The organism is uncultured Succinivibrio sp. (assembly GCF_902756765.1).
Classification (GTDB): Bacteria; Pseudomonadota; Gammaproteobacteria; order Enterobacterales; family Succinivibrionaceae; genus Succinivibrio.
Map to the genome: position 1 here is coordinate 14,141 of NZ_CACVSS010000015.1, position 21,824 is coordinate 35,964.

17 protein-coding genes are annotated in these 21,824 nt (G+C 40.6%); 12 read left to right on the forward strand and 5 right to left on the reverse strand.

Going from position 1 to position 21,824, the window contains the following annotated elements; genetic code table 11:
• The first annotated feature begins 314 nt into the window (after positions 1-314).
• Together QZU45_RS03615 and QZU45_RS03620 are read left to right on the forward strand one after the other, a co-directional pair.
• Complete coding sequence (locus QZU45_RS03615; RefSeq protein WP_031491153.1) at positions 315-1,013, forward strand: iron-sulfur cluster assembly scaffold protein; 699 nt, start codon at positions 315-317, stop codon at positions 1,011-1,013.
• 14 nt (positions 1,014-1,027) lie between these two features.
• A complete protein-coding gene (locus tag QZU45_RS03620) occupies positions 1,028-2,029 on the forward strand; it encodes a GGGtGRT protein (protein WP_031491154.1) in 1,002 nt (333 codons plus the stop codon).
• A 115-nt stretch (positions 2,030-2,144) separates the two neighbouring features.
• On the opposite strand, the gene QZU45_RS03625 is transcribed toward QZU45_RS03620, so the two are convergent.
• A complete protein-coding gene (locus QZU45_RS03625) occupies positions 2,145-2,621 on the reverse strand; it encodes a hypothetical protein (protein WP_295351722.1) in 477 nt (158 codons plus the stop codon).
• 412 nt (positions 2,622-3,033) lie between these two features.
• Between QZU45_RS03625 and QZU45_RS03630 the strand changes: the two genes are divergently transcribed.
• A complete protein-coding gene (locus QZU45_RS03630; protein WP_295351725.1) occupies positions 3,034-4,389 on the forward strand; it encodes an AAA family ATPase in 1,356 nt (451 codons plus the stop codon).
• Between the two features lie 316 nt (positions 4,390-4,705).
• Here QZU45_RS03630 and QZU45_RS03635 read toward each other — a convergent pair whose 3' ends face one another.
• The 3 genes from QZU45_RS03635 to QZU45_RS03645 are packed head-to-tail and all read right to left on the reverse strand — an operon-like array spanning position 4,706 to position 8,707.
• Positions 4,706-5,602: an AraC family transcriptional regulator gene (locus tag QZU45_RS03635; RefSeq protein ID WP_295351727.1), complete on the reverse strand. Its 897-nt coding sequence runs from the start codon at positions 5,600-5,602 to the stop codon at positions 4,706-4,708.
• Positions 5,603-5,619: 17 nt separating this feature from the next.
• Complete coding sequence (locus tag QZU45_RS03640; RefSeq protein ID WP_295351730.1) at positions 5,620-7,011, reverse strand: MFS transporter; 1,392 nt, start codon at positions 7,009-7,011, stop codon at positions 5,620-5,622.
• A 22-nt stretch (positions 7,012-7,033) separates the two neighbouring features.
• Complete coding sequence (locus tag QZU45_RS03645; protein ID WP_295351733.1) at positions 7,034-8,707, reverse strand: alpha-glucosidase; 1,674 nt, start codon at positions 8,705-8,707, stop codon at positions 7,034-7,036.
• 324 nt (positions 8,708-9,031) lie between these two features.
• Here QZU45_RS03645 and QZU45_RS03650 point away from each other — a divergent pair, with 324 nt between their 5' ends.
• The 4 genes from QZU45_RS03650 to QZU45_RS03665 all read left to right on the forward strand — a co-directional run bounded on the left by QZU45_RS03650 (position 9,032) and on the right by QZU45_RS03665 (position 15,512).
• Entirely contained in the window at positions 9,032-10,150 is a 1,119-nt protein-coding gene (locus QZU45_RS03650; protein WP_295351736.1) for an SLC13 family permease, read from the forward strand.
• Positions 10,151-10,227: 77 nt separating this feature from the next.
• A complete protein-coding gene (rlmKL, locus tag QZU45_RS03655) occupies positions 10,228-12,750 on the forward strand; it encodes a bifunctional 23S rRNA (guanine(2069)-N(7))-methyltransferase RlmK/23S rRNA (guanine(2445)-N(2))-methyltransferase RlmL (RefSeq protein WP_366925482.1) in 2,523 nt (840 codons plus the stop codon).
• Positions 12,750-14,642 carry an ATP-binding cassette domain-containing protein gene (locus QZU45_RS03660; protein ID WP_295351739.1) on the forward strand — a complete coding sequence of 631 codons (1,893 nt, stop codon included), beginning with the start codon at positions 12,750-12,752 and terminating at the stop codon, positions 14,640-14,642. The genes rlmKL and QZU45_RS03660 overlap by 1 nt, the downstream gene beginning before the upstream one ends.
• The gene (locus tag QZU45_RS03665; protein WP_295351742.1) at positions 14,643-15,512 is read left to right on the forward strand and encodes a PHP domain-containing protein; all 870 of its coding nucleotides are present in this window, start codon (positions 14,643-14,645) and stop codon (positions 15,510-15,512) included.
• A 101-nt stretch (positions 15,513-15,613) separates the two neighbouring features.
• Here the strand turns inward: QZU45_RS03665 and QZU45_RS03670 are convergent, their stop codons facing one another.
• Positions 15,614-17,554 (reverse strand): SpoIIE family protein phosphatase, encoded by a 1,941-nt coding sequence (locus QZU45_RS03670; RefSeq protein ID WP_295351744.1) that lies wholly within the window; start codon positions 17,552-17,554, stop codon positions 15,614-15,616.
• 340 nt (positions 17,555-17,894) lie between these two features.
• On the opposite strand from QZU45_RS03670, the gene QZU45_RS03675 reads away from it, so the two are divergent.
• From QZU45_RS03675 to QZU45_RS03695, 5 genes are all read left to right on the forward strand, one after another.
• A complete protein-coding gene (locus tag QZU45_RS03675; RefSeq protein WP_295351746.1) occupies positions 17,895-18,269 on the forward strand; it encodes a diacylglycerol kinase in 375 nt (124 codons plus the stop codon).
• 23 nt (positions 18,270-18,292) lie between these two features.
• The gene (gene tadA / locus QZU45_RS03680) at positions 18,293-18,778 is read left to right on the forward strand and encodes a tRNA adenosine(34) deaminase TadA (protein ID WP_295351748.1); all 486 of its coding nucleotides are present in this window, start codon (positions 18,293-18,295) and stop codon (positions 18,776-18,778) included.
• A 195-nt stretch (positions 18,779-18,973) separates the two neighbouring features.
• Positions 18,974-20,389, forward strand: a complete 1,416-nt coding sequence (locus QZU45_RS03685) for a DUF3322 domain-containing protein (RefSeq protein ID WP_295351750.1) — start codon at positions 18,974-18,976, stop codon at positions 20,387-20,389.
• A gap of 241 nt (positions 20,390-20,630) precedes the next feature.
• A complete protein-coding gene (locus tag QZU45_RS03690) occupies positions 20,631-21,254 on the forward strand; it encodes an L-threonylcarbamoyladenylate synthase (protein WP_295351752.1) in 624 nt (207 codons plus the stop codon).
• Between the two features lie 18 nt (positions 21,255-21,272).
• A complete protein-coding gene (locus tag QZU45_RS03695; protein ID WP_295351754.1) occupies positions 21,273-21,716 on the forward strand; it encodes a hypothetical protein in 444 nt (147 codons plus the stop codon).
• The last annotated feature ends 108 nt before the right edge of the window (positions 21,717-21,824 follow it).

Consider the following 21,824-nt stretch of genomic DNA (forward strand, 5'->3'; position numbering starts at 1 on the left):
AAGTGTAAGTGCAAGTTTAGATCACGGTTTTCTATTTATGTATTATTTAAGTGCAAACTTAAAAAAGTTAATTTTAATTTTTGTAATGTATTAATAAGTCTAAAATTTTAGATTCAAAACCAAGAAAATAGAATTTTGAGTTTAAGTTTTTGGAATTTTTGAATGGTGTGTATTATAATCTTTGTGTTTTAGAACATTTTTGCTTTCTGAGCGGATTTAATAAATCAGTGAAAAAGCATGAACATAAGTAAAGATCAGATGTTCTACAACTCGAAAATAACATTTATTGAACACATTCAAATTAGGTACCACCAATGATCTATTCTAAAGAAGTAGAGAATATGTGCCCTGTAACCAAGGGTGCATACCATGGTCCTGCTCCTATTCCTGAAGAGGGTAAGTGGGTTCAGGCTAAAGAAATCAAAGATATCAGCGGTTTAACTCACGGTGTGGGTTGGTGTGCTCCTCAGCAGGGCGCTTGCAAGATGACCTTAAACGTTAAAGACGGCATCATTCAGGAAGCTCTAGTTGAGACCATCGGCTGCTCTGGTATGACTCATTCTGCTGCAATGGCTTCAGAAATCCTTATCGGTAAGACCCTACTTGAAGGCTTAAACACTGACTTAGTTTGCGATGCTATCAACACTGCATACCGCGAGCTGTTCCTTCAGATCGTTTACGGCCGTACTCAGACTGCATTCTCTGAGGGTGGTCTTCCAATCGGTGCTTCTCTTGAGGACTTAGGTAAGAACCTACGTAGTCAGGTTGGTACCATGTTCGCAACCAAGGAAAAAGGTCCACGTTATCTAGAAATGGCTGAGGGTTATGTAACTCGCGTAGCTTTAAACAAGGACAATGAGATTGTTGGTTACGAGTTCGTAAATCTTGGCAAGTTAATGGATCTGTTAAAGGCTCACCCAGAATTATCTGGCAAGGAGTGCTTAGATAAGATCCGCGGTCACTACGGCCAGTGGGATAATGCCGCTAAGTATATTGATCCAAGACACGAGTAACGAGGTACTAAAAGATGGCATTATTTGAAAGTTATGAGCGTCGTATTGATAAAATCAATGGTGTATTAGCTCAGTACGGCATTAAGTCTGTTGAAGAGTGTAAGGAAATCTGCGCTCAGTACGGTTTAGACCCATATCAGACTGTTAAGGATATTCAGGGTATTGCTTTCGAGAACGCAAGCTGGGCATATACCGTTGGTGCAGCTATCGCTATCAAGAAGGGCTGCAAGGTTGCTGCTGATGCTGCTGAGGCAATCGGTATCGGTCTGCAGGCTTTCTGTATTCCTGGTTCTGTTGCTGAGGATCGTAAGGTAGGTTTAGGTCACGGTAATCTAGGTGCTATGCTTCTACGTGACGAGACCAAGTGCTTCTGCTTCTTAGCTGGTCACGAGTCATTTGCTGCTGCTGAAGGCGCTATCGGTATCGTTCGTAACGCTAACAAGGCACGTAAAGAGCCTCTACGCGTTATCCTGAACGGTTTAGGTAAGGATGCTGCTCAGATCATTTCTCGTATCAACGGCTTTACCTATGTTCAGACCAAGTTCGATTACTACACTTCAGAGCTGAAGATTGTTAACACCAAGGCTTACTCAGATACTGAGCGTGCAAATGTACGTTGCTTCGGTGCTGATGATGTTCGTGAAGGTGTTGCAATTATGCATCACGAGGGTGTTGACGTTTCTATTACCGGTAACTCAACCAACCCAACCCGTTTCCAGCACCCAGTAGCTGGTACTTACAAGAAAGAGTGCATCGAGCAGGGTAAGAAGTACTTCTCTGTTGCTTCAGGTGGTGGTACCGGACGTACTCTACACCCAGACAACATGGCTGCAGGTCCTGCTTCATACGGCATGACTGATACCATGGGTCGTATGCATTCAGATGCTCAGTTCGCAGGTTCTTCATCAGTTCCAGCTCACGTTGAGATGATGGGCTTCCTAGGCATGGGTAACAACCCAATGGTAGGTGCAACTGTAGCTATCGCTGTTCAGGTTTCACAGGCTTTAAACAAGTAATTTAAAACCTTATCTGAATAAGTAGCAATAAGGCTTTCTCATCTGAGAAAGCCTTATTAGTTTATGTTCCTTTAATAAAAATATCTGCATTAACTTTGGTTTGAGCTAGAGCAAACTAGACTGCTGCCTCTAATACTAGTTCATTTTCTGAAGGCATTGCAGAAACCTTAACCTGCATATTGGTATCAATAATATTCAGTTTGGCCTTGAACCAGGTTGTTGCTGTGTCATTGACCAGATCCTCAGATTTAAACTGAAATTTTGATTCTGAAATAGAATCTGAAAATTTCACACCGATTAGAGAATTTAACGGAAAATCAATTTTCCATTTAAAGAGCTCAGCCTTATCCTTTGAGTCATCCCAGTATTGAACAAGTTTCGACAGAATCTGTTCTTTATTCTTATCTAGTATTCCAACAACATCTTTTTTTATCTTCAGTTCAGGATCGAATTCCTCATCTACAGGAACAATGTATAGGTCCTTCTTTCCGTTGATTTTGTCGATTACTTTCTGTGGCTGGAAATTGTCGTAATCGAACTGGGATTTAATTTTCTTGAGGATGTTTGAGAATAGTTTTGTCTGGTATTTCATAGCAGTAGCCCACGATAATAAAAAGCTTGTGTGTTTTAAAGTTATCTATGTTTTTATTATCGATGAAGAAAATTAGTGATTTATTATGTAGTTATGAGATCATTTAACGAATTGTTAATTTTTTTTACTCAATCTATAAACTGTGTGTATACCAATCATGAGAAATGAAACTGCGCATACACCAAAGAGCGTCAGAAATGAAACTGCGTATACACCAAAAAGCGTCAGAAATGAAACTGCGCATACACCAAAGAGCGTCAGAAATGAAACTGCGTATACACCAAAGTTTAAAAGAAATTAAATTGCGCATACACCAAAGACTGTTTATAATTAAACTGCGTATACACCAAAAGTATAACAACAAGCAACCTGTGTATTATTTGCAGAAAAATAGAAAACCTGGAGTATTAAATTGATTTTTAATAGAAAGATTTATGATTCTCTTTTGGAATGGAAAAAAAGCGAAGGCAAAGAAGCTTTATTAATAGAAGGTGCGAGACGAATCGGTAAATCAACTATAGTTCAGGAATTTGCTAAAAAAGAATATGAGAGTTTTCTTTTGATTGATTTTGCTCGAACATCTGATGAAATCAAACAATATTTTGTAAGGTTTAATAATGATCTAAACACTCTATTTATGATGCTTCAGAATGTCTATGGAGTAGAACTTAAAGAGAGAAAAAGTCTGATTATTTTTGATGAGGTTCAACGTTTCCCAACTGCAAGAGAAATGATTAAGTATCTTGTAGCAGATGGAAGATATGATTACATAGAAACAGGGTCTCTTATTTCCATCAGAGAAAACATTAAGGATATTGTTATTCCATCGGAGGAACGTGCATTAAAAATGTATCCGATGGATTTTGAAGAATTTTGTATTGCACTTGTAAATAAGCCGATTGTTTCCTATATCAAAGATTGTTTTGAGAAGAAAGTTCCTTTAGAGAAAGGTATTCATGAAAAGGCAATGCAGTTATTTCGTGAATATATGCTGGTAGGTGGCATGCCTCAGGCAGTTATGACCTATATAGATTCAAATAAGAATTTTGGTGAGGTTGACCGAGTTAAGAGAAATATACTTAATCTATATCGTGAGGACATAATGAAGATCAAAGCTATGTACAGATCAAGAGTTATTTCCTTATATGATATGTTGCCAGCTCTTTTATCAAAACATGAAAAGAGAGTTGTTTTCAGCAATATTATTGAAGGATCCTTTGCTGAACAATATGCTGAGACTTTTTTCTGGCTTACTGACAGTATGATTGTTAATGAATGCAGAAAGACAGATGATCCTAATATAGCGCCTTCTTTAAATGCCTCTGAAACTTATATTAAATGTTATATGAGTGACACCGGACTACTAGTTTCTCATGCGTTTAATGAAAATGAAATATTGGAGAATGAAGTCTACAAACAGATACTGATGGATAAACTATCCTTAAATGAAGGAATGCTATATGAGAACATGATTGCCCAAATGTTAACTGCAAATGGCCATAAACTCTTTTTCTATACGAGATATAATGAAGAAAAACATAGAAACGATATAGAGATAGATTTCCTCATTTCCAATAACAGTAAGCTGACATACAAGACTTTTCCTATAGAGGTTAAATCAGGAAAAAGATACACAACTAAGTCACTTACTCGTTTTAAGGAAAAATATAGTAAGAGGATCGGTGGGTGCTATGTCATACATCCTAAGAATCTGAGTATAAAAGATGACATTCTCTGTATTCCTCCATATATGACAATATGTCTTTAGAAAACAAAAAGTTAAAATCTTTTAAATTTTTTACTAAAGGAATTTTCTCTCCGTCCGTTAAGTTATTTAGACGGATTATTAAACCGGCCAGTGAGCCGAATCTCAGGAGAGAAACAAGAGGATATCCTCTTGAAATTACAAAAAGTTCTTGTGTTTGTTTGATAACTTTGTATGGCAGGTCCGTACAAAGTTTCTTTTTTGAGAGATTTGAAAAATGACCAAAAGATTTTGCTTTTTTATGAAAATGGAATTATCCGGCTTATTCGCTTTTAAGAAAATCCTTAACACCAAGGATTCAATGGATGAGCTGTAAGCTCTAGTTCTTCGAAGACTTTAATGTTCTAAACTGATTTGGTGTGCACCCAAATTTCTTTTTGAACACTCTAAAAAAATAACCTGAATTCTGGTATCCGCAATTTTCGCCAATTCTGGCAACCGGAAGATTTGTAAGCAGTAGTGCCTGCGCCGCCCGATCCATTCTATAGTCATTGAGATAGTCAATGAAACTTTCACCAAAATTCTTTTTGAAGAATCTGCAGAAGTACTCTGTAGTAAATCCGAGTTTCTCTGCGGTTTCATTTACAGTGATGTTTTTCGGATAATTCTCTGAGATATATTTAAGCAGATGTTTTACACGATCTTCTCTCTGCATAGAGGAAGTGTCTGCCATTGCCTCTTCCTCTGAGAAATAACCTTTGCTTTGCAGAATTGCAAAGATTTCAATCAGTTTTGATTTTATTCTGAGTCTTGAACAGATTGAATTATCTTTTGAATTGGTAACTATGTAGTCGATAGCTTCATCAAGGTATTCAAAATCCGGATCATCCGGAGTTATCGGATTATATAGGGATGTGTATCCTTTTATAAGAGCTTTACTTAGAGCTCTTTCGCTTTCATCGTATTCGCTGAAAGGCAGCATTTTCGGATTGAATACTACTGCACTTTCTGACGAATAAGAAGGAAGAATAAATGAATGAAGTACATTGGCAGGGATAAATGCAATTGCTCTGTCTTTTATTTTATATTCCTGCATTTTGATGGTGTAACTGAAATCCCCCTTTATAAAGCGAACCAGCTCCACATCACTGTGCCAATGCATTTTTATATTGTTATCAAAGTTATATCCTGACCACACGTAGCTCTCAAGAGGGAATTTAATATCGCCTCGGTTAAGAGTTTCCTTAAGATTTTCTATTTCTAAAACGGTGGTCAAGATTATGTCTCCAATTATTATGCTTCTACAGTGGCGTTCTTTCTTTCATCAAGCGCTTTGATGATTTCTGGATATTCCTTATCCAGCTTGTAGCCTAGCATAGAAATGATACCTAATGCCAGAATTGCGATTGGCAGCACGGTGCTTGTCCACAGAATTGCAGTGCTTGCAGTAGCAGTCTGCTCAACAGCATTTGGCACATAACCACCGAAGTCTAGCACAAAACCCATCAGCACAGGGCCTAAACCGGCACCAACCTTGGTTCCGAATGAAGCACCTGCATAGATGTATCCTTCATGACGTTCACCGTCACGGTACTCACCATACTCAACTGTATCTGGAATCATAGCAAACAGAGTGGTCCAGGTGAAACCCTGACCAAAGCCATAGAATAATGAGGTTACGTAGAAGGCTGTAACTGAGTGAGGGAAGATAAATCTGATTCCCATTGCAAGACACAGCATTACACATGCCATCAGCAAACAGTTTCTCTTGCCTGCAATCTTCAGCATGAATGGAAGCAGAAGAATCATGGTAGAGAATCTTCCTGCGTTAACCAGCAGACCGTAAGAACCAACCAGCTCAGGATCATTTAGGAAATACTTGCAGAAATAGATGTTTACAGTATTGAAGGTAACATCTGAGGTAACTACGAAGACCATAGCCAGAGTAAGCATTAACCAGTAGCGGTTTGCGAACAGTCCTTTCATTGCTTTCTTGAAGTCGCGCTGTTCTGGAGCAGGAACTGGGGAGGCAATTCGCTCATGACAGAAGAAGAAGGTTAAAAAGAATACTGCTGCACCAACCAAACCGATGGTCAGGAAGGTATAGGTCCAGGCACGGGTGTTATTGCCATAGAAGTTAACCAGAGGCATGGTTACAGCTGTAATGGTTGCATTTCCTGCAGCCGCGAGCACCATTCTGTAGATAACAATTACAGATCTCTCGTAACTGTCTCTGGTCATCATGGTACTCATTGCGCCGTAAGGAAGATTGATTGCAGTGTAAACTACAGTAATAGCAAAGTTGTATGAGAAGAAAATATAAACAAGTTTTGCAGTTTCAGTTAACCCCTCTGGAACAGAGAACAGAAGTGTTGCGCCAAGAACGTATGGCACCAGCATTCTTAAGATCCAGGCTCTGGCTTTACCGTAAGGGGATTCGGTTCTTTCTATCAGATGCCCTACAAAGATATCTGAGAAACCGTCAAATAATCTTGAAACCAGCATAATGGTTGCAACTATACCAACGTTAACTCCAACGTACTCGGTATAGTAGAACATCAGGAAAGCCTGTGTGGCCACATAAAGCATGCAGCTTGCAAAATCTCCAAGACCATATGCAACCTTTTCAGTTACACCAATTGGAAGTGGTTTATCGGCACGGTTTTTTAATGCTTCAATAACCATTTTATTACTCCTTTAAAAATATTTATTTCAATCTTACTACTGCTGCAGCACAAGGGCCGATTACGAGCCTGTTGCCAGAAACTCTGACAGCATCAGAACTCTGTAAAAGTAATTTTTCGCCTTCACCTAAAGAAATCTCAAGATCAGAATCCTCAAAGTTGCAGAAAACTCCAACCTTACAGTTATCATCGGTTCGGGTGTATGCAATTACTTCATCTGAATGCAGATCAACTTCGTCAAAACGACCATAAGTAAAGCAGTTTAAGAGGTCCTCAGACTTTCTCAGAGCTGTCAGTTTCTTATAGTAGTTAAGTACTGAGTCTTTATCCTTTTTCTGGGTTTCTACATTCAGTTTTTTGTAGTCCTGATGAACTTTCATCCAAGGTGTGCCGGTAGAGAAACCTGCATTAGCAGCATCGCTCCACAGCATAGGTGTTCTTGCATTGTCACGTGCGTGATTGTTCAGAGCCTCCATGGCCTGTTCTTCAGTTAAGCCGTGAGCAAGGCATTTTTTGTATTCGTCGTGGGACAGAAGATCCTTAAACTCATCAAGTGAATCAAAATGAGTGTTGGTCATACCAAGTTCCTGTCCCTGGAATATAAATGGAAGTCCGCGCAGGAACATGAAAGCGGTAGCCAGTGCCTTGGCACCGTTAGCATTCTGCTGATGAGGCTTTAAGTACAGACTTACTGAACGAGGCTCATCATGGTTTTCCAGGATAGGGCAGATAAAGCCGCTTAAACCAACCTTTTTCTGAGTTGAGAAGTTATGGTCCCTGTAGTGTTTAACTGTTGAATGAGGGAATGCATAATAACCTGGCAGAGATTCGTAAAGCTCACGGGCAGAGAAATCAAACAGTGTTGAAAAACAGCCGTTATCGCCGTAAAGTTTTGGTAGAACCTCATCGCTGACACCGAATGCCTCAGCTACGGTCAGTGCATTGTACTTATCAAAGGTGTTGGCCTTAAGATCGTTTAACATCTTTGGAATTCTGTCTGTCAGCTTGCCGGTCATCTTGTTAGCTGCGCAAAGACCGTCGATGTCATCTGCAGGAAGACCAGGGAAGGATAGATCCTTTGCTACATTCATAATGGCATCTACTCTAAAACCAGAAATTCCCTTGTCCAGCCACCAGTTGATCATGTCGTAGACTTTCTTTACCAGCACTGGATTGTTCCAGTTTAAATCAGGCTGCTGTTTTGCATAGTAGTGAAGGTAGTACATATCATCGTAGCCCTCTACCTTCTCCCACACAGAGCCGCCGAAATAGGAGCGAAGATTGTCTGGAGCCTTGCCGTCCTTACCTTTTACAAAATAGAAGTATGAAGCTTCTTCACCTTCCGGATTTTTAAGGGCTTTCTTAAAGAGCTCATGCTCTGATGAACAGTGGTTTACAACCAGATCAAGAATAATGTGAAGATCCAGTTTCTTTGCCTTTGCTAAAAGTTCATCAAAGTCTTCCATGGTTCCGAAAACTGGAGCAATGTTGCGATAGTCGGCAATGTCATAGCCGTTATCTACAAAAGGAGAAACATATATAGGTGATAACCAGATGATATCAACACCAAGGTCCTTGAGGTAATCAAGCTTTGAGATAATGCCCTTAAGATCACCTACACCATCACCGTTACTGTCCATAAAGGATTTTGGGTAAATCTGATATGCAATTTTTCCATGCCACCAGTTTAATTTCATTTTCTTATATACTCCATTAACCATATTATGGCGAAAGTATACATTTTTTAATTTGTGCAAAATAGTGAACAATTTTGAATTTATATATACAGAATTGACTTGATATAATTAAAATAAAAAGTTGACATAATATAAATATCCTTATAAAACAATATGGTTATATAAGTTTTACAATTATTTATAGTGTTCAAAAATGACTGCAATAATTAACGTAATTTTATGAAACTGATCACGAAAAGAGTGCACTGAATTGATATTTTTAATTTCTTAATCCGCAGACTGGTTTTTGCTATATACTTTGCACACTGATTTCTGGTGTGTGATATGAAGCTTTTACTGTCTTATTTTAAAAAGAATCTTGATCTTAACTTTGCGCTTATTCTTGCTGTAATTTCATCTTTCGGACCTAATGTAACCTTAAGTCGAATTGAGGAAGGTCTTAATCTCAGAATCCTGGTTCTGCTGTTCTGCCTGATGATTGTGGTTGCCGGTTTCAGAAAGCTCGGCGTTTTAGATTACCTGTACAAGAAGTGCTTCATATTTGTATACGACGCCAGATCCCTTTCAAGACTGTTTATCTTTGTCTGTTTCTTTTTCTCTATGGCCGTAACCAACGATGTGGCTCTGATTATTTTTGTGCCACTGGCCATTAAGGCGCTTCAGGATTTAGGCCGAGATGATCTGATTATTCCTGTTGTCTCTCTGCAGACTATTGGAGCAAATGCCGGCAGTATGCTCACCCCGGTTGGTAATCCGCAGAATCTTTTTATATACAGTTTCTATCATTACGATCTTTTAGAGTTTGTAAAAGTCACCGGTCCTGTCTTTATTGTATGTGCTGTACTTTTATATGTCTTTACACTGTTTATAGACAAAAGTCCGTTAAAGCTCAAAGAACAGCTGACAACCCCTTTCAAGCCCTTTAGAACTGTAGCTTTTATTATGCTGTTTGTGCTGTGTCTGATGGCTGTATTAAGAATCATTGATGTCTACTCCATGGCCTGGATTGTAGTTTGTTCTGTTGCCGTGGTGGATAGAAAGATGTTCCGTCAGGCTGACTATAAGCTTCTACTCCTGTTTGTCTTCCTGTTTATATTTGTAAGTAATATCTGTACCTATGCCATGGTTGCGGATGTGGCTCATCACTTTGTTAAAAACTATGAGTACTTTGTTTCTCTGTCGCTCTCACAGATTATCAGCAATGTGCCGGCGACTGTAATGCTGGCAGAGTTTGCAATGGATTCAGACAGTCTGCTCAAGGGCGTGAATGTAGGAGGTATGGGTACATGTGTTGCCTCAATGGCCAGCCTGATTTCTCTTAAGGCCTATATGAAGGTGGATGGTTCAAGACCTCTGTATTACCTGAGAAAATTCACCAAATACAATATTAAATTTCTGTTTGTACTGGTGCCTATTCACATTCTTTTCCCATCTGTTTTCTAGGCGAGAACACAAAAAATTTCACATAAAAAAGGTAGATGCAAGTATAATGTAGTCAGTTTTAATGGAGCATTATATTCATGGCATTATCTTTTTTTGCGACCTGTCCTAAGGGATTGGAAAGTCTTTTACTTAATGAACTTATTGATTTAGGTGCTAAGGATGCGAAGGAAACCGTAGCTGGTGTATCCTTCAAAGGCGACTTTACTACAGGTATGAAAGCCTGTCTGTGGTCCCGTTTCGCATCCAGAATTTTACTTGAATTATCAGAGTTTTTCTGCGAGACCGACACTGAACTATATATCGGTGCCAACGGTGTTGCCTGGGAAAAATACTTTGATAAGAGCAATACTATTTCAGTAAGCTTCTCCGGAACCAATTCCTCAATTCGCAATACCCAGTACGGAGCCCTGAAGGTCAAGGATGCCATCTGTGACCGTATGCAGAAGACCTTAGGCGGAAGACCTGACGTGGATAAGGATAATCCTGATGTGGTCATCAACTGTCATCTGGACAAGAAGGGCAGTGCCAATATTCTTCTAGATCTGTCAGGCAAGGCTCTTTTAAAGAGAGAGTATCACCGTGGTACCGGTGCGGCTCCTCTAAAGGAAAATCTGGCTGCAGCCATGATTAAGCGTTCTGGCTACAACAACGAGAATTTCCTTGATCCTATGTGTGGCTCCGGAACCCTTTTATTTGAGGCAGCTTCCTTTGCAACTGATACTGCTCCTGGTCTTCGCCGTGAGCATTTTGGGTTCTTTGCTCTAAAGCAGTTTGACCAGGATATCTGGCTCAAGCTTGTAGAAGATGCCCGTGAGCGCAGCCGAAAAGGTATCGAGGCTGCTGTTGTCAAAGGCATTCAGATTATCGGTTTTGACCTTGATGACAGAATTGTAACCATAGCCAATGAAAATGCTCAGAAGGCAGGCTTTGCTGATCTTGTAAAGGTATTCCACAGCAATGTTCAGAATCTTTACAATCCATTTACCAACGAGAATAAGGTTACTATTGTTACCAATCCTCCATACGGAAAGAGAATGGGTAACTTCAATGAGCTTATCTCTCTTTATACTCAGATTGGTGCCGGTTTCAAACACTATTTCAAGGGAGCCAGAGCTGCTGTTATCTCAACTTCTGCAGAGCTTTTATCCTGTATGCGTCTTCATGCCGACAAGGTTTACAAGCTCTATAACGGTGAGCTTGAGTGTCAGCTCAGAGTATTCGATATCAATGAGACAGAGACTCTTAGTGTAAAAGAAGAGAAGAATCTGGCCATAGCCACCGATTTCGCAAATCGTCTGAAGAAAAATCTTGCCTATATGCAGAAATGGGCAAAAAACGTGAATACCAATGCCTATCGTGTTTATGATGCCGATGTCCCTGAGTATGCCGCTGCTATCGATTTCTATAACGGCTACTATGTAATTCAGGCGTACAAGGCACCTTCCAAGGTTAATCCAAGAGTTGCCAAGCGTCATGAGCTGGATATGCTGAGTGCTACCGTGGAGGTCGCAGGCGTAAGCGGAGATAAGGTAATTCTAAAGAGCCGCGAGGTTATGTCTGGAGATAGACAGTATGAAAAGTCTGAAGAACTTCGTGGAGAATTTATGACCGTGAATGAGGATAATGCCTTATTCAAGGTAAACCTCTATGATTATCTTGATACCGGTCTGTTCTTAGACGGCAGACTTATCAGAAAACTTATCCGTGAAAAGTCAAAGGATAAGGCTGTACTCAACCTCTTTGCCTATACCTGTTCAGCTTCAGTTGCTGCTGCTTTAGGCGGGGCTTCCCGTGTAGTGTCAGTTGATATGAGCAATACCTACTTAAACTGGGGTATGGATAACTTCAAGCTCAATTCTCTGTCACTGGAGAATGCCGATTTTATTCAGGCAGACTGTCTGGCCTGGCTTTCAAAGGATCAGGAGGAGAAGTTCGATTTAATCTATATCGATCCTCCAACCTTCTCAAATTCAAAGAGAATGGAATCCTCCTTTGATGTAAAACGAGACCATGTGGCACTGCTTGCAAATCTTACACGTCATCTCAAGGATGGCGGTGAGGTTATCTTCTGTACCAATATGAGAGGCTTCAGCCTCGATGAGTCTATTGGCGAGTATGGTTTCAGCTTTGAAAACATCTCAGAGAAGACTCTGCCTCGTGATTTTGCTCGTGACAAGAAGATTCACACCTGCTATCGCCTGGTATTTTCCAGAGCCGAGATGCACAAACAGCCTGAGCCAATGACCTCAGGAAAATCTGCTCCTAAGTGGCAGAAGAGTCTTACCGCCAAGAACGAGACCTTCCATGACTACACCGACAGAAATGATTATGAAGAGTCTGTAAGAGAGACTCTGACCAATAAGGTCTGGGGTAACGCCAAGACCTCAAGCTCCTCATACAAGACTCAGAAGCAGGGCAGATTTACCCGTTCAGATTCTGAGTTCAACGATGGCTCTCTACGCAGAAACCGTTTTGATGAAGGTAAGAGCGGCAGATTCTCCAAGGATCGCAAGGATAACAACCGTGGTTTTGGTTCTAAGAGCAGAACTCCTAAACGTAAGCCTCGTGTATTCGGTCCTGACGGAATTAAGGATCTGTAATGAGTCTGATATCAATTATTGATGCTCATCTTACTAACGGTGCAGATAAACTTTTAGACGGGGCAGATCTCAGTGTTGAAGAAAACGAGAGAATCTGTCTGGTTGGTCGTAACGGAACCGGTAAATCCACTCTGCTGTCTCTGATTGAAGGCAGTCGTGAACTGGATTCCGGCCGCATAATCATTCAGAATGGTCTTAAGATTGCAGCTCTGCATCAGGATCCTCCAAAGTATGAGTCAGGTACTGTATACTCTCTTGCTGCAACCGGCGTTCCTGTCGTGGGCGAGGCTTTAGCCAGATTTTTCAGCAGCACCGACCCTCATGAGCAGATGGAGCTTTCCTCCTTTATCGATAAGCATGACGGCTGGGCCAAGGATGCGGTTATAAAAAAGGTTTTAAACCGAATTGGTCTTGAGCCTGATACTCCGCTTGCTGACCTCTCCGGAGGCAACCGTCGCAAGGCTGCGCTGGCGGTAGCTCTAACCTCAGAGCCAAAGCTTCTGCTTTTAGATGAGCCAACCAACCATCTGGATATTGAATCTATCATCTGGTTTGAAGAAGAGCTTAAAAAGTTTGACGGTACCATTATTTTTGTAACTCATGACCGTTCCTTTGCTGACAGCTGTGCAACCAGAATTGTGGAGCTTGACCGTGGTTTTATGTATTCTTATCCAGGCAGTTTCTCAAAGTACATTGAGCTGCGTGATGAAAGATTAAGAAAGGAAGAACTTGCCAATATCGAATTTGATAAGATTCTGGCTGAAGAGGAAGCCTGGATCAGACGAGGCGTAAAAGCCCGTCTTGCCCGTAATGAAGGTCGCGTTCGTGATTTGAAACATCTCCGTGAGGTCCGTGCCAACCGTCGTGACCGACTCGGCAACGTGATTATGGAGGCAAATGAGGCTGCCCGCAGCGGTAACCTTATTTATGAGATTAAGGATATTTCCTTAAGCTTTGACGGTAAATCCATTTTCAAAAACTTCTCAGCCACGGTTATGCGTGGTGACCGTATCGGTATCACCGGTCCAAACGGTGCCGGCAAGACAACTCTTATCAAGACTCTGCTCGGCCAGATTAAACCTACCCAGGGTAAAATCAAAACCGGAGTTAATCTTGAGATACAGTATTTTGATCAGTACCACGAAGCTTTGGATCTGGACAAGAGTGTGGCAGATAATGTTGCTGATGGACATACTGAGGTTACCATCAACGGTAAGAGCAAACATGTAATCTCTTATCTTGCCAACTTCCTGTTCACCGGCCGTCGTGCCAGAAGTCCTGTACGAGTCTTATCCGGTGGTGAGAAGAACCGTCTGCTTCTGGCCAGACTCTTTGCCAGGAAGTCTAATCTTCTGATTATGGATGAGCCCACCAATGATCTCGATCTTGAAACACTAGAACTTTTAGAGGATCTGATTGCCAACTATGAAGGTACTGTGATTGTCATCAGCCATGACCGTCAGTTTATTGATAAGGTTGCTACTGAAACCTGGGTATTCGACGGCAATGGTGAAATTGAGTCGGTAATCGGTGGCTGGTCGGATGTGCTGGCTTACTATGAGCGAGTTCAGAAGGCAAGAGCAGAAAAGGAACTTACTGAGACTAAGAACAGTACCGAAGGCCGTGTTGTCAGAGTAGATGCTGCCGTTTCTGAAAAGAAATCCTCAGGACTTTCCTTTACCCAGAAGCATGAGCTTGAGAAAATTCCTTCAAGAGTTGAAGATCTTGAGGATAAGATTTCTGCATTAGATGAGAAACTCAATGATCCTTCAATCTATACTGACGGCGGTTCGACTGCTAAAGAAATCAGTGATGAGAGAGCAAAACTGGTTGAGGAACTGGATGCTCTTTACTCGCGATGGGAAGAGCTTGAGATGCTAAGTGAGGAATAGGTGCCAGCTGTATTATCAAAAATCGATCTGCATTCACATTCAAACGCTTCAGATGGGGCTCTTTCTCCTTCAGAGCTGGTACAGAGAGCCTGCGATAGAGGCCTGACTCATCTGGCTTTAACCGATCATGATACTGTTTTAGGTATCACCGAGGCTCAGGATGCCGCCAAAGGCAGACTTGAACTGATTCCCGGTGCTGAACTTTCCACCATGTGGAATAACTATCAGATTCATATTGTGGGGCTTTTCATTGATATAAAATCTCAGAGTCTTTTAAAGTATCTAGAAGGCCAGAAGGTATTCCGTGAAGAGCGTGCCCGTGAGATTGGCGCCAAGCTTGAGCGACAGGGCTTTGCCAATGCCTATGAGGAATGCCGTAAAAGAGCTGCTGAAGGAGCTTCCATTACCCGTGGCAATTATGCCCGTTATATTGTGGAGATGGGGAAGGCTCAGGATACCAATGAAGCCTTTAACTATTATCTGAAAAAAGGTAAGAGCTGTTATGTCAAAACCCAGTGGCCGGATATTTCCGTAGCCTGCGATGCCATAAAAGCTTCTGGCGGTGTAGCTGTGCTGGCTCATCCTCGACGTTATGAAATGACCAATACCAAGCTTCGAGAGCTGATGGAGTATTTTAAATCCTGTGGCGGTGAAGCTATGGAGGTAGGCTGTTCACAGATGAGTCCTAATGATCTCAACTATATGACCTCTCTGTGTAAGAAATATGATTTTATGGCTTCATTGGGATCTGATTTTCATCATGAGGGACCTTTCAGAGAACTTGGTCTTGGTCTGGTTATTCCGGAAGAACTGAAGAAGGTCTGGGAATGTCCTCAGGCAGAGAAATTCAATTTTCCATCTGAAGCTTAAGCGTGGATTGAAAAAATCTTCTGTAAAGGCTCTGTTTTTAATTTTAAAACGAAAAAGGCTCCGATCTAATCAGGAGCCTTGATAGTAGAAAGTGTAAGCTCTTAAACTTCTTCAAATTCCTTGTTATTGGAATTCTTTTTAACCAGAATTGCACAGATATCCACATCATTCTCTCTGTCACCTGTAAATTCCTTAGAGGCTTTATACAGTGCAATGAGCTGATCGGTTGCAGATTCATCTGCTTTGAGCTGACAGATATCAAGAGTCTTTTCCATACCAAACTCTTCATCCTTGTCATTAACAACAGAGTCAATTCCCTTACCGACGAATACCAGGGTATCAAGATATGAGAACTTGCCCTTTGAGTCTATATATACGGTATCCCTGGTAGAGCACAGCTCACTCTGCATCAGTTTTGGCTCTAAAACAGTAGCCTTGTGCAGATGAACCAGTATTGGAGTCTTTTTGCCGGCAACAGAGTAGATAAAGTTACCGGTGAACTCACTTAGAATCATGACAAAGATAGATATGTTGAAATCTTCGGTAGGCTTTAAGGCGAACAGCTTGTTAAGAGCTGTCAGAGTTTCACCAGGAAGTTTTGTATCGTTTACCAGGGCATTGCGGACGAAGGTGGTACAGGTACTGATTGCACTGATGGTCCTGGTATCGGATTTTGAGCATGAACCAAAGACAATACCGATATTATCCTGATCAACTCTGAATACATCGTAGAAGTCAGATGGATTCTCCTTTGAGGGCATAATAAATGATGCGATATCCAGGAACTTTGAGTTTGGCATATTCTTACCGTTAGGCATAAGATCACGATGCATGGTGGTAATAAGATCAATACGGGCCAGTTTTGCTGCATTCTTGCAGTCCTCAACATCCTTTTCTTCAAGCTCTTTGATCTTGCCGCTTACGGTTTCAACGATTGAATGACCAAGACTGTCTACTGAACTGATAATCTTGGATAGTGGTTCAAAAGTAACCTTTGAACCGTCAACTTTAGAGAGAATTTCGTTCATCTTGCTCTGGTCAGAGAGGATATTTGTAGAAACAACATCTATATTATTGGATATTGCGTTCATATCCTTTCTGAGGTTATCAAGATTCTTAAGCGCAAAGCCTAAAAGTCCGAACAGGCCAAGCAGACAGAGTCCAATCAGAATCAGATTTCCGGTAATAGCTGGCTTGATTAGAAGTCCCTTAGGAGTCTGTACTGAGACATAAACGTCAAACTCAGGATCATATATCAGAGTGATAAGCTTAACCTTTTCAGACTTGTTTTCAAACTGGATCTCATTCTGCTCTTTTGCTGCTTTGAACATTTCATCAGAAATCTCATCGCTTGAGAATTTTTCTGAGGAGGATAAAAGAATCTTTTTGGAGGAATCCATCACCGCAAAGGCGTTTACAGATTCGCTGTTGATAATATCTGATACATCAATCTTGGAGATTGCCTGGTTTGTATCCAGATCCTTATACTCGTAGTTTTCGTTTATGACTTTAACGTAGATGAAATTCTTATCGGCATCGTTGTGAAGCTTATAGCCAACAAACTTTTTACCCTCTGAAAGCTTGCACCAGTAGGAGGAGATATTGACGTTAAGCGCTTTCAGATTTTTTAAAACAGTATCCTGACTCTGTTTTGGTACCTTGAACATATCAAGGCAGTTCTCCTCATCAGGAATGTCCTGAGTGGTAACAAAGAACTGCTCATCTGCATTGGACTGTGCAAAATAGGGGAAAGCAGTGTAATCAAGCAGCCCCTGCTTATTGGAATCAACCTGGAATTTATCAAAGGCACGATCCTTGATGTCAGCAAAGAAAGGTCCGTATTTCTGCTTTTCGGACTCGGAGATGGCAGATGCATGTTTCTTTACGGCATCATAGATAATCTTTATGTAGTCTTTCTGGTTGTTAAACTGGGTGCTGACAGCCTTTGGCAACACAACCTCTTGATTGTATACGCTCAGTCCTGTACCTATGGTAACAAAACATACAGTAATTGCAGCGATAATCTTTGACTTTAATTGCATTTGAGTATTGAGTCCAACATGTGCTTGATTGAATTCGGTACGAAAGTATGACCGTATATCTTATTCTTTTTTAAATAATACTTTTCTCATTAGAATTATATAGTTATTTTGTAAAATTATTAAGTATCAAAGTGTTTATTTGCATGATCTAGGTAAAAGAATTGCAGAAAAAATGCTAATTCTGCATTGTCTATTTGACGTACTTTTGTATCTTGAAGAAATTTGTATTCAAAAATATGACCTTTTTTGCACAGGTCTTTTTGCTTTCTCTTAACGTAAAACTGGATTGTTTGTCCGCTATGTAGTGTTATAATTATGCGGCTTTGTTAGGAGACAAAAAATGGCTAAAGTTCAGAAAAAAGGTTTAGTAAGAATTTTTAATGCTTATAAGTACAGCATGAAGGGCTTTAAGGCCGGTATTGAAAATGAGGCTGCAATCCGTCAGGAGCTGGTTCTTGCTGCCATTATGACAGTGGCTTCCTTCTTTATTTTTAATTCAGCAGTTGAACTTGTGCTTCTGGTGGTTACTCCATGGATTGTAGTGATTACTGAACTTTTAAATTCAGCTGTGGAAGCTGTTGTGGACAGAATTGGCCCTGAATTTCATGAGCTTTCTGGCCGTGCTAAGGATTTAGGTTCTGCAGCTGTATTTGTTGCTCTAGGTGTAACTCTGTTTACCTGGGGTGCAATTATTGCTGAGCGTCTGGTTGCATAATAATAACGGTGGCTTAGGTAAAATTGCAGAAAACACCTGAGGACCTGATGCGTTTTGCCATGGATATGGCAAAAGAGGCTTACAGTATCGGAGAGGTTCCTGTAGGCTGTGTCATAGCCGATGCAGATGGAAATGTCATATCTACAGGGTATAACCGCTCTATCACTGACAATGATCCTTCTGCCCATGCCGAAATGGTGGCAATCCGTAATGCCGGCAGCCTTCTTAAGAATTACAGAATGCCGGGACTGTCTCTGTATGTAACTCTTGAACCATGCTGTATGTGTTCAGGAGCCATCATTCATGCCAGAATTGCCAGAGTATATTATGGCGCCTCTGATCTGAAAACCGGAGCCTGCGGCAGTGTTTTCAATGTCATGTCAGACCCAAGACATAATCACAGCGTGGAATGTATTGGCGGTATCCTTGCTGATGAATGCTCAAAAATGCTCTCTGATTTCTTTAAGGAAAGACGTCAGCAGAAGAAAGCTGAAGCCACAAAGCTCTGATTTTTCTTTTTCTGTAAGCTCTAATCTCTTATTCCTCTGTATTTTTCCTTAGTTATTAAAAAGATAACAAAGGTAACAAAAGTCCCTCTCCTTCACCATTAATTCTTAATTACTTGATATAGCGCAAATTTGTTGCAGGCAAAATTAGTATAATTACTTATGTGAAAGTAAGTGACTTATATAGGGAGCTAAACTGTGAAAACACGCAACAGCATCCGTGCTGAAATAAACGCACTATATAGAAATAAGGTAATTAACTGGCTGAGTGATTCTGTAAAATCAAAATCAGTTGTTGATCCTGTAAGAATTTATCTAGGTGCTCCTACAAAAGATGAAGATGTTTTATCAAATAAGGATGAATTTTTAGCTTTCTGTGAGGACTGGCATAAGGAATTAACTGCAGGAAAAGTTGATTTCATTGAAAAGACTTATCCTGAGATTGGTACTATTGAAGTTCCAATTCATCTGGTCTTTGAAAAGATTGATCAGATTGCAACCTGGGCAGGTCACCTGGTTGAGTATCATACCGCAGAAATGCGTCTGAACACTCTTCAGCTCAAGCTTCCTGATCTGATTGATTCCGGGGTTGAGAATATCAATTATCTGACAAGTCTGGATGAAGCAGATTTTATCCGTTTTGTAGATGTCTGCCGCTGGCTGTGTCAGAACCGCAATTCCGGTGTGCTGATTAGACAGATTCCTGTTCGCGGTGTTGATACCGAATGGTTTGAATCCCATCGTGTACTGATTCTAAACTTCCTGCGTGATTATCTGGATCTGAATCCTATGCGTAAGGATGTACTGCAGCTGGGACTGGTTCCTCCAACTCAGCCTATCAGAGCAATTTTCCTTGATAATGTTCTGCGCAGCAAGGTCGGTGGATTAAGAGATGTCGGCATCCCTATCCGTGAACTGAGCAAGCTTGATATTAAACCTCGCAAGGTTCTGCTGTTTGATGATCTGGCCACAGCTCTGTCTATTCCAGATATTCCTGGTGTAGTAATTCTGGTTCTATCCTCAAATATTGCGGATATCTGCAGAATTCCATGGGTTGCAAGATCACAGGTTACTTATATTTCAGGTATTGAAATGCGTTCATTTGCGGTTATAAACAACATTCGTGTTTATATTCCAAATGCCGTAAGTCTTACTTTAAATAAGGAAGTCTTTGATTCTAACAAGGATCTGTGGTCATTTGACGATATTGAGATTCAGGAACTCAATTCATCAATGGCTCTTACTGTTCAGGAATCTATGCTTTATAACATGCTAGCTGCCGGTGTATTCGGCAAGAGAGCAAGAATTCCTCAGGAAAGAATGCCTCTGCAGCAGATTTTTGATCTTCTTGAAATCAATTATGATTCTGTAGAAGAGGAAAAGCCTTCTGTCCCAGAGAGAACCTCAAAGGTTGATCTGGAGTCTCTGGAGAAGAGCATCGTTAAATCTTCCTCTGTAGATGAGAAGCCTGCAGAGCCTCCTGTAGAGAAGGTAGAAGAGGAGAACGATCCTTTCAATAACAGTATATTAGGTGAGGACAATTCTACTGATGTGGTTGAGTCAACTGCTTCGTTGCCTTCAGCATTACAGAATGATCCTAACGATAGCAAATAAAAATGTGTTAAAATACTGATATATATGCAAGAGATGAATTCTCTTTATGAAGGAGATTTCATCTTTTGTTGTGAATAAAGAGTATTTTTTTATCTCAATATAATAAAAACATAATAATTTATCAGCGATGAGAGTATGTTGTTCATTGATGAACCTTTGGTTCTCAATGGGTTTGATATTGCCTTGTGGCGTATTGAATATGACAGCTGTTTCTCATTGATTTGATACAAGGGGAAAAAGTATGTCTGCGCAGTTTTTAAGTATTCATCCTGATAACCCTCAGGTAAGATTTGTAAAGCAGATTTGTCAGATTCTAAGAGACGGTGGTGTTGCTGTTCTACCAACTGATTCAGCTTATGCCTTATGCTGTATGCTTGAGCAGAAGGCTGCAATGGAGAGAATCTCCAGAATCAGACAGGTGGACAAGTATCATAATTTCACTCTTTTGTGCAGAGATTTAAGTGAAATCTCCACCTATGCAAAGGTTGACAATACTGTTTTCAGACTGCTCAAGAACAATACCCCTGGAGCATATACCTTCATTCTTCCTGCAACCAAAGAGGTTCCAAGAAGACTGATGAATGAAAAAAAGAAAACTATTGGCATCAGAGTTCCTGATAACGCTATTTTAAGCGCTATTCTGGATGAACTTGATCAGCCGCTAATGAGCAGTACCCTGATTCTGCCTGACAGAGAGCTTGCAGAGTCAGATCCTGTAACTATAAATGATGAAATCGGTTCAATAACCGATCTTATTGTAGACGGTGGTGTTCTGGCCCCTAATCCAACCACCGTGGTGGTTTTTGAAGATAGTGTGCCAATAATTAAGCGATACGGTGCAGGTGATACCGCTCCGTTTGAATGACATAAATAGGAGTCCGTTTTGAAATACAGTCACAATACAATACAGTTCGTCAAGCTGTACATGATTCTGTTAATCCTCACTAGCTGTCTTGGCATCTGGCTTTATCCTAAACAATACGCGACTCCTTCAGCATCCTACATTAATGATTACGATACCCGCAGAATTGAGATTCATCGTAATATCGTCAAAAGTAAAATTTCCCGTGAGATGGAAGCTCGGGTTAAGAATTCAATTCAAAATTCTCTATCTGAGAAACAGTCTATTCAGGAAAGAGAGCGTATATTTTCGCTCAATCAGGAATTTGCCCGCAAGCGTGGTGAAGAAATCATCAGAGAAAGGTCAACACAGGGAAAGGCATCAGATGGAACTGTTTCACGTGATTCCAAGATGAGTGTGGCTCAGAGCCGTGTATCCTCACTTTCAGAGTGGACCAGAAAGAATATGGTTAAGGATCTGGATTAGGCTTTTTTCCTTATAAATTATGTTGGCTCGAAAACCCACGGTTTTAACCGTGTGGATGAGAGCCCGTAAAGATATTAAAAGTAAAATTGCAAAATAAAAAGTTGCCAA